The organism is Streptomyces sp. NPDC030862, from assembly GCF_055571835.1.
This window is the reverse complement of sequence record NZ_JBVIEN010000001.1, coordinates 626,786-641,723: the sequence shown is the minus strand read 5'-3', so window position 1 is coordinate 641,723 and position 14,938 is coordinate 626,786. Positions and strand designations below refer to the sequence as shown.

General features: G+C 71.9%; 15 protein-coding genes. 10 read left to right on the top strand and 5 right to left on the bottom strand.

Annotated features, from left to right (window positions below):
- Nucleotides 1–164: 164 nt before the first annotated feature.
- Nucleotides 165–581, bottom strand: coding sequence for a spore wall synthesis regulator SsgD (gene ssgD, locus ACZ42X_RS02940; protein ID WP_468283600.1), 417 nt, complete (start codon nucleotides 579–581; stop codon nucleotides 165–167).
- 113 nt (nucleotides 582–694) lie between these two features.
- On the opposite strand from ssgD, the gene ACZ42X_RS02935 reads away from it, so the two are divergent.
- On the top strand, nucleotides 695–1,894 hold the full coding sequence (locus ACZ42X_RS02935) for a WD40/YVTN/BNR-like repeat-containing protein (RefSeq protein WP_468283598.1): 1,200 nt from the start codon (nucleotides 695–697) through the stop codon (nucleotides 1,892–1,894).
- A 40-nt stretch (nucleotides 1,895–1,934) separates the two neighbouring features.
- On the opposite strand, the gene ACZ42X_RS02930 is transcribed toward ACZ42X_RS02935, so the two are convergent.
- Complete coding sequence (locus ACZ42X_RS02930; RefSeq protein WP_468283596.1) at nucleotides 1,935–2,237, bottom strand: YciI family protein; 303 nt, start codon at nucleotides 2,235–2,237, stop codon at nucleotides 1,935–1,937.
- Between the two features lie 237 nt (nucleotides 2,238–2,474).
- Here ACZ42X_RS02930 and ACZ42X_RS02925 point away from each other — a divergent pair, with 237 nt between their 5' ends.
- Both ACZ42X_RS02925 and ACZ42X_RS02920 read left to right on the top strand, forming a co-directional pair.
- Entirely contained in the window at nucleotides 2,475–2,903 is a 429-nt protein-coding gene (locus tag ACZ42X_RS02925) for a hypothetical protein (protein ID WP_468283594.1), read from the top strand.
- Between the two features lie 50 nt (nucleotides 2,904–2,953).
- Nucleotides 2,954–3,643 carry an endonuclease V gene (locus ACZ42X_RS02920; protein WP_468283592.1) on the top strand — a complete coding sequence of 230 codons (690 nt, stop codon included), beginning with the start codon at nucleotides 2,954–2,956 and terminating at the stop codon, nucleotides 3,641–3,643.
- Nucleotides 3,644–3,655: 12 nt separating this feature from the next.
- Here ACZ42X_RS02920 and ACZ42X_RS02915 read toward each other — a convergent pair whose 3' ends face one another.
- Both ACZ42X_RS02915 and ACZ42X_RS02910 read right to left on the bottom strand, forming a co-directional pair.
- Nucleotides 3,656–4,921, bottom strand: a complete 1,266-nt coding sequence (locus ACZ42X_RS02915; RefSeq protein ID WP_468283590.1) for a saccharopine dehydrogenase family protein — start codon at nucleotides 4,919–4,921, stop codon at nucleotides 3,656–3,658.
- 78 nt (nucleotides 4,922–4,999) lie between these two features.
- The gene (locus ACZ42X_RS02910; RefSeq protein ID WP_468283588.1) at nucleotides 5,000–5,551 is read right to left on the bottom strand and encodes a hypothetical protein; all 552 of its coding nucleotides are present in this window, start codon (nucleotides 5,549–5,551) and stop codon (nucleotides 5,000–5,002) included.
- Between the two features lie 149 nt (nucleotides 5,552–5,700).
- Between ACZ42X_RS02910 and ACZ42X_RS02905 the strand changes: the two genes are divergently transcribed.
- The 7 genes from ACZ42X_RS02905 (at nucleotide 5,701) to ACZ42X_RS02875 (ending at nucleotide 14,124) form a co-directional block, all read left to right on the top strand.
- Nucleotides 5,701–6,843, top strand: coding sequence for a CaiB/BaiF CoA transferase family protein (locus ACZ42X_RS02905; protein ID WP_468283586.1), 1,143 nt, complete (start codon nucleotides 5,701–5,703; stop codon nucleotides 6,841–6,843).
- Nucleotides 6,840–8,000 (top strand): acyl-CoA dehydrogenase family protein, encoded by a 1,161-nt coding sequence (locus ACZ42X_RS02900; protein ID WP_468283584.1) that lies wholly within the window; start codon nucleotides 6,840–6,842, stop codon nucleotides 7,998–8,000. The genes ACZ42X_RS02905 and ACZ42X_RS02900 overlap by 4 nt, the downstream gene beginning before the upstream one ends.
- A 3-nt stretch (nucleotides 8,001–8,003) precedes the next feature.
- Complete coding sequence (locus ACZ42X_RS02895) at nucleotides 8,004–9,221, top strand: acetyl-CoA C-acetyltransferase (protein ID WP_468283582.1); 1,218 nt, start codon at nucleotides 8,004–8,006, stop codon at nucleotides 9,219–9,221.
- Nucleotides 9,222–9,255: 34 nt separating this feature from the next.
- Nucleotides 9,256–11,427 carry a 3-hydroxyacyl-CoA dehydrogenase NAD-binding domain-containing protein gene (locus ACZ42X_RS02890; RefSeq protein WP_468283580.1) on the top strand — a complete coding sequence of 724 codons (2,172 nt, stop codon included), beginning with the start codon at nucleotides 9,256–9,258 and terminating at the stop codon, nucleotides 11,425–11,427.
- A gap of 277 nt (nucleotides 11,428–11,704) precedes the next feature.
- Nucleotides 11,705–12,343, top strand: a complete 639-nt coding sequence (locus tag ACZ42X_RS02885; protein WP_468283578.1) for a DUF998 domain-containing protein — start codon at nucleotides 11,705–11,707, stop codon at nucleotides 12,341–12,343.
- Between the two features lie 47 nt (nucleotides 12,344–12,390).
- Nucleotides 12,391–13,443 (top strand): sensor histidine kinase, encoded by a 1,053-nt coding sequence (locus tag ACZ42X_RS02880; RefSeq protein ID WP_468283576.1) that lies wholly within the window; start codon nucleotides 12,391–12,393, stop codon nucleotides 13,441–13,443.
- A gap of 12 nt (nucleotides 13,444–13,455) precedes the next feature.
- On the top strand, nucleotides 13,456–14,124 hold the full coding sequence (locus tag ACZ42X_RS02875; RefSeq protein ID WP_468283574.1) for a response regulator transcription factor: 669 nt from the start codon (nucleotides 13,456–13,458) through the stop codon (nucleotides 14,122–14,124).
- A gap of 14 nt (nucleotides 14,125–14,138) precedes the next feature.
- On the opposite strand, the gene ACZ42X_RS02870 is transcribed toward ACZ42X_RS02875, so the two are convergent.
- Nucleotides 14,139–14,879, bottom strand: a complete 741-nt coding sequence (locus ACZ42X_RS02870; protein ID WP_468283572.1) for a MerR family transcriptional regulator — start codon at nucleotides 14,877–14,879, stop codon at nucleotides 14,139–14,141.
- Nucleotides 14,880–14,938: the final 59 nt, after the last annotated feature.

The window sequence follows — 14,938 nt, the reverse complement described above, 5'->3', positions numbered from 1 at the left end:
ATCAGTGCGCACACCGCCGAGAACGCGGGGTGCGACACGGTGTCTCGAGACCTCAGACGAGCAACGTCCTACTCCGATCGACGACGACAAGGGCCGGGAAAGACGCTACGCCCCGACGGCTCCGGGCGGCAACGGAATTACGGACGGATGCGTGGGAGCGGCGGTCAGCGGGCGTCGCGCAGCAGCTCGTACAGGTCCCCGTCGAGGTCGAGGAACCGGTGCTCGCAGCCGGTGGGTACGAGGTGCTGGGCCCGCTGGAGGAACCGGCGCACCTCCGAGGTGCGCACATGCACCATCGCGACGCCCTCCGGCGCGTGGAACTCCACGACCGTGCGGTCGTAGCCGTACGGCCGTACGCGGACGTCCCCCAGGCCGGCCGGCTGGTCGACGCCGGCGGCCAGCAGCTCCCGCGAGAAGGCCCAGGCCACCTCGGTGCCCTCCAGAGTGGCGGGGGCGGGGAACGCCATCTGTACGGCGAACGGGTCCTTCCGGTCGTAGCGGAGCGTGGCCGGAACGGTCTCCATACAGGGCGCGGACGCGACCAGGCGGGCCTGCACGGCCTGCTCGATGACGGTGGACAAGGCCTGCTCCCTCACACGTGGCTTGGGGTACGTCTCTTTACACGGGTGAGGACGATGGATTCGGCCAAGGCGTGCATTGACGAGTGGCGTGACGTGTGTCACCGTCCCCCGCCATGACGCCCATGGGGAAGACGAGACCAACGGTGAGAACGGTGCGGCCGGGAGGACGCAGCGGAGTGACCCCGGGGGCCGCCTTGGCCGTGGCGGCACTCAGCGTGGCCCTGACCGCGGCCCTGACCGCCGCGCCGCCTACCGCCCGGGCGCGGCCCGTCCCGGCCGAAGCGGCCCCGGGGGCCGCCCAGGAAGCGCCCGGAGGTACCGCCCACGAGGCTCCGGTCTGGTCCCCGCGGCCGACCGGTACGGACGTACGGTTCCGGGGCCTCGCGGCCGTCAGCCGTACCGGTGCGTGGGTGGCCGGCTCCCGGGGCACGGTGCTGCGCACGGCGGACGGCGGCCGCAGCTGGCGGAACGTGTCGCCGCCGGGCGGGGAGGCGCTGGAGTACCGCGACATCGAGGCGTTCGACCACCGCCGCGCGGTGGTGCTGGCGATCGGCGAGGGTGAGGCGTCCAGGATCCTGCGCACCGACGACGGCGGCGCCACCTGGACCGAGTCCTTCCGCAACACCGACCCGCGCGCCTTCTACGACTGCGTCACCTTCCTCGACCGCCGGCACGGGCTCGCCGTGAGCGACCCGGTGGACGGCCGGTACCGCATCCTGGCGACCCGCGACGGCGGCCGGTCCTGGAGCGTCCTGCCGAACGCGGGGATGCCCGCCGCGCTGCCCGGCGAGGCCGCCTTCGCCGCGAGCGGCCAGTGCCTGGTGAGCTCGGGCCCGCGAGACGTCTGGCTGGCCACCGGAGGCGGCGCCGCCGCACGCGTACTGCACTCGTCGGACCGTGGCCTGAACTGGACTGTCGCCGACTCCACCCTCCCGGCCGGTGACCCGGCGCGCGGTGTGTTCGCCCTCGCCTTCCGTGACCGGACGCACGGCCTGGCGGTGGGTGGCGACTACCGGACCGGGCAGCCGTCCCCGCAGGCGGCCGCGGTCACCGCGGACGGCGGCCGCTCCTGGCGGCAGGCGGACACCCCGCCGCCCGCCTACCGCTCCGGCGTGGCCTGGCTGCCGTACAGCCGGTCCGCCGCGCTCGCCGTCGGCCCGACGGGCACGGACCTCACCACGGACGGCGGCCGCACCTGGCACACGGTCGACTCCGGGGCGTACGACACCGTCGACTGCGCCGCCGACGGGGGCTGCTGGGCCTCGGGTGAAAAGGGCCGGGTGGCACGCCTGCAGCGGCCGGCCCACCCCTGACGGACCTACGCGCCCCCGCCCGCGCGGGGGCGCGGCGGCGTCAGGACGACAGCGGCTGCTGGCGGTACGCGGCGAGCTCGGGCGCGGTCCTGGTCGCTATGAACTCGGTGATGCGGTACTCGCACAGCCCGGCCGCGACGAAGGGGTCGGCCGCCGTGATCTTCTCCATGTGCGCGCGGTCGTCCCCGACGGCCAGCAGCACGCCGCCGTCGCGCGGGTTCTTGCGGCCGGAGGCGATGAAGACACCCGACACGTAGTGCTCGTCAACCCAGGCCATGTGGGCGTCCAGCTGCGCGTCGATGGCCTCGAGCGGCCCCGTGTAGGTCAATTCCAGTACGAACATGTGCGCCAGGCTACCCGCCTCCGCCGACAAGCCCCGGGGGGTTGTGGATAACTCAGACGTGTCCGAAAATCGCCCCCTCTAACGAGGTGATACGTCACGGAATATCCGCAGATACATCCCACGCCTAGGCGAAATTCGGCCGAACCTCCTGCGCTCCGGTCCGGAATCGCCCCCTCCCGCCCTACGGTGAGCGCGCTTCGAGCTCCAAGCCCCACGAGCAGCGCAGAAAGAGGGACCATGCGCCGTACCACCAAGACCCTGCTGGCCGCCGCCGGTGCCGTCACCGCCGTCGTCCTCTCGCCCTTCACCGCCCAGGCCGCCTCGTACAGCGGAGGCAACTACGGTGCCTACGCCTACGAGGGCTCGTACCCGACCGTCTCGGGCTGCTCCGGCACCTTCGCGCTGAAGTACACGAGCGGCGCCTCCGGCATCACGCTCAAGTACTTCTACTCCTCCAAGTGCGGCTCCTTCGCCCGCATCGAGAACGCCCCCCAGGGCTGCGTCGCCGTCGCCCAGCGCGCCGACGGCGGGGGATGGGTCTCCGAGAGCGTCGACCCCGGCATCAACTACGCCTACACCAAGATCGCCAACAACCTGAACGGCCGTCTCTCCCGCGCCATCCTCTCCTGCAACGGCCACGACCTGGCCTCCACGCCCTGGTACTGATCCGACCCCCGGGCCCCCGGCGCGCGGACGGCCGTAAGGTGACCGTCATCATGACGATCATCCCCGTGCCCGCCGACTGGCCCGCCCACGAGACCGAAGCCCTGGCCGTCCAGGACGAGCTGCGCAGCCGCGTCGTCCTGGACGAGCCGGGCCCGCCCCCGGGCACCGGCCACGTCACCGGCGTCGACGTGGCCTACGACGACGAACGCGACCTCGTCGCCGCGGCGGCCGTCGTCCTCGACGCCCGCACCCTCGACGTCGTCGACGAGGCCACCGCGGTCGGCCGGGTCTCCTTCCCGTACGTCCCCGGCCTGCTGGCCTTCCGCGAGATCCCCGCGGTCCTGGCAGCCCTGGACGCCCTCGCCGCCGACCCGGGAGTGGTGGTCTGCGACGGATACGGCCAAGCGCACCCGCGCCGTTTCGGGCTCGCCAGCCACCTCGGCGTCCTCACCGGCCGCCCGGTCATCGGCGTCGCCAAGAACCCCTTCACCTTCACGTACGAGCAGCCCGCGTCGCAGCGCGGCGCGTCCAGCCCGCTGCTCGCCGACGGCGAGGAGGTCGGCCGGGCGCTGCGCACCCGGGACGCGGTCAAGCCGGTCTTCGTCTCGGCGGGACACCGCGTCACCCTGGACAACGCCTGCGCGCACACCCTCCACCTGACGCCCCGCTACCGCATCCCCGAGACCACCCGCCGCGCCGACGCCCTGTGCCGCCGCGCCCTGAAGGAGGCGACGGCCTGAGCGCGCCTCCGGTCAGCGGGCATCGGCCACCCGGAAGACGATGCCCGCCGCCCGCAGCCGGTCCAGCAGCGCGTCGCCCATCGCGATGGCCGTCGTGACCTGGCCGGCCGTCTTCGGCAGCGGGTCGAACGCGAGGCACAGCGCCGACTCGGCGAGCATCTTCGCCGTCTCGTCATAGCCCGGGTCGCCGCCCGCCACCTCGGTGAACACCCGCCGTCCGCCGCCCTCGCCGACGAACCGCACGCTGAACCAGCTGCGCGCGCGCCGCTCCGCGTCGGGGCCGCTCCCCGGTTCGTAACGCTCCATCAGCCAGCGCCGTACGGCGGGCACCTGCGCGAGTGCGACCCCCGCGCCGACGGCCGCCGCTCCGCCGAGCGCCATGGGCAGGGTGCGGACGGCCGCGTAGTGGCGGTAGCGGAAGTCGGGCCCGTACCGGGGGAGTGCGGTCGCCGAGCGTTGCACGATCCGCGGGTCGAGGGTCGGCAGGGGCAGCGCCCACGCCCCGGTCTCGCGGCTGAACCGGGGGCCGGCCAGCGGCGCCCGTGCCCGGCGCCCCACCAGCCGGGGTTCGTGCAGCCGCCGCTCCCGCGCCGCCCGGATCATCTGGCGCCCGCGCCCCATCGCGGTGAGCGCGGAGGCGAAGGTTCCGCCGGAGAAGAAGGCGTTGGTCCGGACGAAGCCGTCGACGCGGAGCGGCACGTCCTTCGGCAGCTGCCGGACCGTGAAGTACACGCCGAGGTCGTACGGCACCGAGTCGAAGCCGCACGCGTGCACGATACGGGCGCCGGTCTCGCGGGCCCGCGCGTCATGGCGTACGTACATCAGGTCCGTGAACTCCGCTTCGCCGGTCAGGTCCACGTAGTCCGTGCCCGCCTCGGCGCAGGCGGCCACCAGGGGCTCGCCGTACCAGATGTACGGCCCGACGGTGGTGGCCACGACCCTGGCGGACTCGGCGAGTTCGCGCAGGGAGCCGGGGTCGGCGGCGTCGCCGTGCAGCAGGGGCAGCTCGGCGCAGGCGGGGTTGTCGGCGGCGAGCCGCTCACGCAGCCGTTCCAGCTTGTCCCGGTTGCGCCCGGCGAGCGCCCAGCGGCAGTGCGCGGGCGCGTGCGTGGCCAGATAGCGGGCGGTCAGCTCCCCGGCGAAACCGGTGGCTCCGAAGAGCACGACGTCATAGGGGCGTGACGCACGTGCCGGGGCCTCGTGCGCTGGGGCGCCCTGTGCCGGGGCCTCGTGCGCGCGTGACCCCTGCGCCCGTTCCGTGCTGTCCCGTCTGTCCATCCAGCCCTCCGCGTCCCAGGAGCCCCACACGTGCAGTGCGTGCCGCGCTGTTGTCGGTGGCAGAGGCTAGCGTGGGTGTCAGCGGTAATCGCCCGGGTGGTCCTGCATCCAGACGTTGATGCGGTCGCGGGTGCCGATCAGCTCGCTCTGGTGCTTCTTGAGGTTGTCGAACGAGGTGTCGCCCTTGAGGGAGGTTCGCAGCGCGGCGATCCACGCGATGGGTTCGGTGAAGTGGCCGGGGCCCTTGGGGTCCGCCTTCATGGCACGGTCCAGGCCGTCGAGCTTCTCGTGGACGCGGTCGAGGAAGTAGGCGCAGTTGCCCGGGGTGCAGCTGTCGCCGAGCGTGGCCTGGAGCCCGGCGAAGGCGTCGCGCACCTTCTCGGGACCGGGGCCGGAACCGGAACCGGGACCGGAGTCGACGGCCGGGGAGGCGGTGTCACCGGCTTCCGGTGCGGCGTCCGCCTCCGTGCCGGCCTCAGGGGCCGCCGCTCCGTGCGCCGGTGCCGTCGTGGCCGTGGCCGTGGTCGTCGCGCGGCCCCCGGCCGGCTCGCCGCCGCCGGAACAGGAGATCAACAGGGCCGCCACGGGCGCGGCGAGCAGGGCGAGGGGCCAACGGCCGGACATACGCATGTCGCGAACGTAGCAAGCGGGTGAGGCCGGAACCGGACCGGCCCGGTCGGCTCCCGAAGCGGAGTTGTCCACAGGCCTTGTGCGCAGTGGAACGTGTTCTTAGCATCGATGCTGTTACAGCAGTTGTGTCACATCAGCTGGGGGTTTGAATGGCAGCGACAGGCACCGGCCCGCTCGCCGGAGTGCGCGTGGTCGAGCTGGCGGGCATCGGCCCCGGCCCGTTCGCCGCCATGCTCCTGGCAGACCTGGGCGCCGACGTCGTACGCGTCGACCGGCCCGGCGGCGCGGGGCTCGCGATCGACCCGGCGTACGACCTGACCAACCGCAACAAGCGCTCCGTCCTCATCGACCTCAAGGCCGACGGCGCACCGGAGCGGGTGCTCGACCTCGTCGAGCGCGCCGACATCCTCATCGAGGGCTTCCGCCCCGGCGTCGCCGAACGGCTCGGGATCGGCCCCGAGCCGTGCCTGGTCCGGAATCCGAAGCTGGTGTACGGGCGGATGACCGGCTGGGGCCAGGACGGCCCGCTCGCCCAGCGCGCCGGGCACGACATCGCGTACATCGCCATCACCGGCACCCTCTCCATGATCGGCAAAAGCGATGAGCCGCCGACCGTGCCCGCCAACCTCCTCGGGGACTACGCGGGCGGGGCCCTCTACCTCGTCGTCGGCGTGCTCGCCGCGCTCCACCACGCCCGTGCGGAGGGCGGCAGCGGGCAGGTCGTCGACGCGGCGATCACCGACGGGACCGCCCACCTCGCCACGATGATCCACGGCATGATGGCGGCCGGCGGCTGGCAGGACCGGCGCGGCGCCAACCTCCTGGACGGCGGCTGCCCCTTCTACGGCACCTACGAGACCGCCGACGGCGCGTACATGGCGGTCGGCGCGCTGGAGCAGCGGTTCTACGACGAGTTCACCGCGCTCCTCGGCATCGAGGACACCGCACCCGCCCGCAAGGACTTCGCCCGCTGGGACGAGCTGCGCGCCGCCGTGGCCCGGCGGTTCAAGGAGAAGACCCGCGCCGAGTGGACCGCCGTCTTCGAAGGGTCCGACGCCTGTGTCGCACCCGTCCTCTCGCTGCGCGAGGCGCCCGCACACCCGCACCTCGCCGCCCGGTCCACCTTCACCGACCACGGCGGCATCACCCAGCCCGCACCCGCGCCCCGCTTCTCCGCCACGCCCGGGGCCGTACGCCGCCCGCCCGCGCGGCCGGGCGCCGACACCGACGAGATCGCCCGCGACTGGGGCGTACCGAGCATCCGTACCGACGAGACCAGGGGGACCGGGTGAAACGCCGGATCTTCAGCGCCGAGCACGACGCCTTCCGCGACACCGTCCGCACCTTCCTCGCCAAGGAGGTACTGCCGCACTACGAGCAGTGGGAGAAGGACGGCATCGTCGCGCGCGACGCCTGGCGGGCGGCAGGCCGGCAGGGCCTGCTGGGTCTCGCCGTGCCCGAGGAGTACGGAGGCGGCGGGACCGCCGACTTCCGCTACAGCGCGGTCCTCGCCGAGGAGTTCACCCGCGCCGGCACGCCCGGCTTCGCCATCGGCCTCCACAACGACATCATCGGCCCCTACCTCACCGGTCTCGCCACCGACGAGCAGAAGCGGCGCTGGCTGCCCGGCTTCTGCACCGGCGAGACCATCACCGCCATCGCCATGACCGAGCCCGGCGCCGGATCCGACCTCCAGGGCATCCGCACCACCGCCGAGGACAAGGGCGACCACTACCTGCTCAACGGCTCCAAGACCTTCATCTCCAACGGCATCCTCGCCGACCTCGTCATCGTCGTCGCCAGGACCACCCCCGAGGGCGGCGCGCACGGACTGTCCCTCCTGGTCGTCGAGCGCGGCATGGAGGGCTTCGAGCGCGGCCGCAACCTCGACAAGATCGGCCAGAAGTCCCAGGACACCGCCGAGCTGTTCTTCCACGACGTACGCGTCCCCAAGGAGAACCTGCTCGGCGAGCTGAACGGCGCCTTCATCCACCTGATGACCAACCTCGCGCAGGAGCGGATGGCGATAGCGGTCGCCGGCATCGCCGCCGCCGAGCACCTGCTGGAGATCACCACCGACTACGTCAAGGAGCGGGAGGCGTTCGGGCGGCCGCTCGCCAAGCTCCAGCACATCCGCTTCGAGATCGCGGAGATGGCCACCGAGTGCGCCGTCACCCGCACCTTCCTGGACCGCTGCATCGTCGACCACGCCGACGGAGAGCTGGACGCCGTCCACGCCTCGATGGCCAAGTGGTGGGCCACCGAGCTGCAGAAGCGGGTCGCCGACCGCTGCCTCCAGCTGCACGGCGGCTACGGGTACATGGCCGAGTACCCGGTGGCCAGGGCCTTCACGGACGGCCGCATCCAGACCATCTACGGCGGCACGACCGAGATCATGAAGGAGATCATCGGCCGTTCCCTGCTCGACCACCCCTCCCGAAAGGCCTGACCAGTGAGCACCGAAGCGTACGTCTACGACGCGATCCGCACCCCGCGCGGGCGCGGCAAGGCCAATGGCGCCCTGCACGGCACCAAGCCCGTCGACCTGGTGGTCGGACTCATCCACGAACTCCGCGACCGCTTCCCGGGCCTCGACCCGGCCGCCGTCGACGACATCGTGCTCGGCGTCGTCGGCCCGGTCGGCGACCAGGGCTCCGACATCGCCCGCATCGCGGCCATCGCCGCCGGGCTGCCCGACACGGTCGCCGGCGTCCAGGAGAACCGCTTCTGTGCCTCCGGCCTCGAAGCCGTCAACATGGCGGCGATGAAGGTCCGCTCGGGCTGGGAGGACCTCGTCCTGGCGGGCGGTGTCGAGTCGATGTCGCGCGTGCCCATGGCCTCCGACGGCGGCGCCTGGTTCAACGACCCGATGACCAACCTGGAGACCAACTTCGTCCCGCAGGGCATCGGCGCCGACCTCATCGCCACCATCGAGGGCTACTCGCGGCGCGACGTCGACGAGTACGCCGCGCTGTCGCAGGAGCGGGCAGCGGCCGCCTGGAAGGAGGGCCGCTTCGAGCGGTCCGTGGTCCCGGTCAGGGACCGCCGCAGCGGCCTCGTCGTCCTCGACCGCGACGAGCACCTGCGCCCCGGCACGACCGCCGACTCCCTCGCCTCGCTCAAGCCGTCCTTCGCGGCCATCGGGGACATGGGCGGCTTCGACGCCGTCGCGCTGCAGAAGTACCACTGGATCGAGAAGATCGACCACGTCCACCACGCCGGCAACTCCTCCGGCATCGTCGACGGCGCCGCGCTCGTCGCCATCGGCAACAAGGAGGTCGGCGAGCGGTACGGGCTGACGCCCCGCGCGCGCATCGTCTCCGTGGCGGTCTCCGGATCGGAGCCGACCATCATGCTCACCGGCCCCGCGCCCGCCAGCCGCAAGGCCCTCGCCAAGGCCGGGCTCACCATCGACGACATCGACCTGGTCGAGATCAACGAGGCGTTCGCCGCGGTCGTGCTGCGCTTCGTCAAGGACATGGGCCTGTCGCTGGACAAGGTCAACGTCAACGGCGGCGCCATCGCCCTGGGCCACCCCCTCGGCGCCACCGGAGCCATGATCCTGGGCACCCTCGTCGACGAACTGGAGCGCCAGGACAAGCGCTACGGCCTCGCCACGCTCTGCGTCGGCGGCGGCATGGGCATCGCCACCATCGTCGAGCGCGTCTGACCGTCCCGTCCGCACCCCTTACGGAGAGCAGCACATGACCGAGAGCACGACCATCCGCTGGGAACAGGACGAGACCGGCGTCGTCACCCTCGTCCTGGACGACCCCAACCAGTCCGCCAACACCATGAACCAGGCCTTCCGCGCCTCCATCGCGGCGGTCGCCGAGCGTGCGGAGGCCGAGAAGGACTCGATCCGCGGCATCATCTGGACCTCCGCCAAGAAGACCTTCTTCGCCGGCGGAGACCTCAAGGACATGATGAAGGCCGGGCCCGAGGACGCCCAGCGGGTCTTCGACACCGGCACCGAGATCAAGAGCGCGCTGCGCCGCATCGAGACGCTCGGCAAGCCCGTCGTCGCCGCCGTCAACGGGGCCGCGCTGGGCGGCGGTTACGAGATCGCACTCGCCTCCCACCACCGCATCGCCCTCGACGCGCCCGGTTCCAAGATCGGCCTGCCCGAGGTCACCCTGGGCCTGCTCCCGGGGGGCGGCGGCGTCGCCCGCACCGTACGGCTGATGGGCATCGCCGACGCCCTGCTGAAGGTGCTGCTCCAGGGCACCCAGTACCCGCCGCAGCGAGCGCTGGAGAACGGCCTGGTCCACGAAGTGGCCGCCACCGAGGAGGAGATGCTCGCCAAGGCGCGGGCGTTCATCGACGCGAACCCCGAGTCGCGGCAGCCCTGGGACGTACCCGGCTACAAGATCCCGGGCGGTACGCCGTCGAACCCGAAGTTCGCCGCCAACCTCCCCGCCTTCCCGGCCAACCTGAGGAAGCAGCTCAACGGCGCCCCCTACCCGGCGCCGCGCAACATCCTCGCGGCCGCCGTCGAGGGCGCCCAGGTGGACTTCGAGACCGCCCTGACCATCGAGGCGCGGTACTTCACCGAGCTGGTCACCGGGCAGACCGCCAAGAACATGATCCAGGCGTTCTTCTTCGACCTCCAGGCGGTCAACGCCGGCCGGAGCCGCCCCCAGGGCGTCGAGCCGCGCACCGTCCGCAAGGTCGCCGTCCTCGGCGCCGGGATGATGGGCGCGGGCATCGCGTACGCCTGCGCCAAGGCGGGCATCGAGGTCGTCCTCAAGGACGTGTCGCTCGAAGCGGCCGAGAAGGGCAAGGGGTACTCCGTCAAGCTCCTCGACAAGGCGCTCGCGCGGGGCCGGACGACCGAGGCCAAGCGCGACGAGCTGCTGGCGCGGATCACCCCGGCCGCCGACCCGGCCGACCTGGCCGGCTGCGACGCCGTCATCGAGGCTGTGTTCGAGGACACGGCGCTCAAGCACAAGGTGTTCCAGGAGATCCAGGACATCGTCGAGCCCGACGCGCTGCTGTGCTCCAACACCTCCACCCTGCCGATCACGCTCCTCGCGGAGGGCGTCGAGCGGCCGGCCGACTTCATCGGCCTGCACTTCTTCTCGCCGGTCGACAAGATGCCGCTCGTCGAGATCATCAAGGGGGAGCGGACGGGCGACGAGGCGCTGGCGCGCGCCTTCGACCTCGTACGCCAGATCAAGAAGACGCCGATCGTCGTCAACGACTCGCGCGGCTTCTTCACCTCACGCGTCATCGGCCAGTTCATCCACGAGGGCGTGGCGATGGTCGGCGAGGGCGTGGAGCCCGCCTCCGTCGAGCAGGCCGCGGCGCAGGCCGGGTACCCGGCCAAGGTGCTGTCCCTGATGGACGAGCTGACGCTCACCCTCCCGCGCAAGATCCGTGACGAGACCCGGCGGGCGGTCGAGGAGGCGGGCGGCACCTGGCCGGAGCACCCGGCGGACGCGGTGATCGACCGGATGGTCGACGAGTTCGGCCGCACCGGCCGCAGCGGCGGCGCGGGCTTCTACGACTACGACGCGGACGGCAAGCGGCAGGGCCTGTGGCCCGGTCTGCGCGAGCACTTCGGCGGCGGCGCGGCAGCGGTCCCCTTCGAGGACATGAAGGAGCGGATGCTCTTCTCCGAAGCGCTGGACAGCGTCCGCTGCCTGGAGGAAGGCGTGCTGACGTCGGTCGCCGACGCCAACATCGGCTCCATCATGGGCATCGGCTTCCCGGCCTGGACCGGCGGCGTGCTCCAGTACATCAACGGCTACGCCGGCGGCCTGCCCGGCTTCGTAGCCCGGGCGCGAGAGCTCGCCGAACGGTACGGGGACCGGTTCCAGCCGCCGGCGCTGCTGGTGGAGAAGGCGGAGCGGGGCGAGACGTTCAGCGACTGAGCCCCCGGCCATCGGGGCGGCCGCGCTGGTCAGCGGGCCGGCCGCCCCGACGCCGGCGAGCGTGGTGCCGTGGCTGCGGGAGGTCTCCGGCATCCGGGGCCCGTCCTCGGCGGGGCGGGTGTGTGCCGTCGTCAAGGCGGGGGAGTCAAGCCGCCGGCGCTCCTCATCCCGGTCGTGCCGTACATCGATGGGAGTACGCACGTACGCCCATGGCGCAGGCCCGGATGACGAGTGGGGGACGATGCTGCGGAGGAAGCGAAAACCTACCGTTGGGCCCATGCCCAAAACAATCTCTCTGGCCGGCTTCGCCGTCGCCGTCCTCGCTTTCGTGGTGTCCGATGCGGTCAACGGGGGGTACGACCCGCTGGACGAGACGATCAGCAGATATGTCAACCTGCCACACGGCTGGTTGGTGACCGTCGGCCTGCTGGCGGCCGCCGTCGGGTCGGCGGCCCTGGGGGTCCAGGCCACCGGCAGTGGATGGGGCGGGTGGCTGCTCCACTTATGGGCGGGATGCGTCCTGGTCTCCGCTGTCTTCCCTGCCGACCCGCCGGGCAACTGGGACCGTCCCTCACTCGCCGACGCGGTGCACGGGACGGCCGCCTGGACGGGATTCCTCGCGCTGGCGGTCGCCATCGTACGGCTGACCACGCTGTGGCGACGCGAGCCTGCTTGGGCGTCGAAGACGCGTGGGCTGACCGTGCTCGCGTGGGCGTCGTCAGGGGCGTTCGTGCTGTTCGCCGTCGCCATGGTGGACAAGGCGGCCTTCACCCACACCGCCCCGCTGGGACTGGCCGAGCGCGTCGTCATCGCCGTCAACCTGACCTGGCTCGCTCTGGCCGCCACCACCTTGTCGGTCCCCCGGCCCTCGACGTCGGGCACTATGGGCCGGATGACGGCAGGCATCGGCAAGTGAGCTCACGTCCGTGGAGCGGGTGGCGGGCGCGACTGGTGGACATGGGGTTGGCGCTGCTGACCGCCGTGGGTGTCGCCGCAGGCCCCGCCGCGATGGGCGCACCCCTTTCGTGGCACGGTACGTTCGCACTCGCGCTGATCCTGGGCGGACTGCTGTCGGTGCGCAGGCGTCGCCCCCTGCTCGTACTCGTCCTGTCCGCCACTGCACTCATCGGCTGGCAGATCGTCGGCCTGTTCGAGGGCGGCTGGATCTGGCCCCTGTCCGCCGCGCTGTTCACCGCCGCGCTCAGTCGCCCGGGCTGGTCCGCCGGTGTTGGGGCCCTCGGCCTGGTGTGCGGCCTGGCCTCGCAGGGTCTCGATGCCCCGGAGGCCCTTGCCCGAGGTGGCGTCGAACTGCTCTGGCTGGCCTTGGTGCTGGCCGCGGCGAGTGCATGGCGCCAGTACGGCCGCTGGCGTGCCGAGCACCGGGCCCGTCTTGTCCAGCTGGAACAGACACGGCTGGCTGAGCAGCGCTTGCGGATCTCCCGCGAGGTCCACGATGTGGTGGCCCATACCCTGGCCATCGTCGGCGTCCACCTGAACGTCGCCGTCGAAGCCCTGGACGACGCGCCCGAGGAGGCACTCGATGCCCTGCGCACCGCGATCTCCGTACGCAACCAGGCCATGAGCGACCTGAAAGCACTCGTGGGCGAACTCCGCGAGGCCCCACAGCACGGATTGGAGTCCGTCGCCGATCTGGTGGAGCACGCCCGCACCGCCGGGTTGGCGGTGCGCTACAACCTGGAGGGCGATCCCTCCGCCGTCCCCGCCGCACAGGCGCTCACCGCCTACCGCGTCATCCAGGAGGCCGTGGTCAACACGCTGCGCCACTCCGACGCGGGACACCTCACCATCGAGGTGCACGCCCGGTCGCGAGAGCTGGAGGTCACTATCGCCGACGACGGGCGCTCGGCTACCGGATTCACCGAGGGGCACGGTCTGACCGGGATGCGCGAACGCGTCACGGTGCTCGGCGGAACGCTGAGCGTCGACGCCGGCACCGGTACCGGCGCCGGTACCGGGTTTGCCGTACAGGCGGTTCTGCCCCTGACGGCAACGTGACAGGCTCGGCCCATGACCATCAGTGTGTTGCTCGTCGACGATCAGGCGCTCGTGCGGGCGGGGTTCCGCAGCCTGCTCGGCCGTGCCAAGGTCTTGTCCGTCGTAGGCGAGGCCGCCTCGGGGGAGGAGGCGGTGCGGCAGACTGCCCTGCTGCGGCCTGATGTCGTGTTGATGGACATCAGGATGCCGGGGATGGACGGTATCGAGGCCGCCCGCCGCATCGTGAGCGAGCTGCCCTCGACCAGGGTGATCATCCTGACCACGTTCGACACCGACGAGCACGTCTTCGAGGCGCTGCGGGTAGGCGCGAGCGGGTTTCTCACCAAGGACGTCGAACCCGCCGAACTGCGCCGGGCGGTCGAGGTCGTGGCGGCGGGCGACTCCCTGCTGTCGCCGAGCGTCACCCGTCGCGTCATCGAGCGCTTCGCGCACCGCCCCCGCGCGGCCGCGACACTGGCTGCGCTGACGGCACGCGAAAGCGATGTCGTCAGGCTGGTGGCAGAAGGCCTGTCCAATGACGAGATCGCCGCCCGGCTGGTGATCAGTCCGCTCACCGTGAAGACCCATGTTTCCCGGGCCATCACCAAGCTGGGCGTACGGGACCGTGTACAACTGGTCATCCTCGCCTACGAGCAAGGACTGGTCGGTGGCGCCGCCAACGGGCGAACATCGTGGCCCTGATGCCCCCGCCCCCTTCACTCCGCGCGGAAGGCGGCGCGCAGCTCCTCCTTCAGCGACCGCTGGAACGCCGTGACCAGCGCCTGCACCACCAGCGGCTGCATATGGGCGGACAGCGACTTCATCGCCGCCAGATGCTCCGGATCCGACTCGCGCTGTCGGTACGGGCTCCACACCTCGTCCCGGAACAGCCGCGTCAGCTCCTGCGCCGCCGAACGGGTGTGCTCCAACAGGACCGTACGCGCGGCCAGGATCGTCTCGTGCGCGATCGGCACGTCCAGCAGCCGTACCCCGAGTCGCAGCAGCCCGGCGTCCACCCGGTAGGTCTCCGGGTCCTCCGTCCGCGCCAGCACGTCCATCGCGGTCAGCCGCGCCAGGTCCTCCTCCGACAGTGCCCGGCCCGCCCGTCGCTCCAGCTCCGCCCGCGACAGCTCCTCCGGCGAGTCGGGCGCCCAGGTCGCCACGAGCGCCCGGTGGATGGCCAGATCGTGGGCGCTGAGGTCCGGAGGCAGCTGCTCCAGGTACCGTTCGATGGCGGCCAGCGTCATCCCCTGGTGCTGCAACTCCTCGATGAGCGCGAGCCGCGACAGGTGCTCGGGACCGTAGAGTCCCACCCGGCGCGGCCCGATCACCGGGGGCGGCAGCAGCCCGCGCGTGCTGTAGAACCGCACCGTGCGCACGGTGACTCCCGCCCGGGCCGCCAGCTCGTCGACGGTGAGCGTCGGCTGCTGCTGGGACTCCTCGGTCTCGGTCGCCATGGGGCCTCACTTCCGGTGGTGCGGCGTGCGATGCGTCAATGAAACAGTATTGCTGTCTC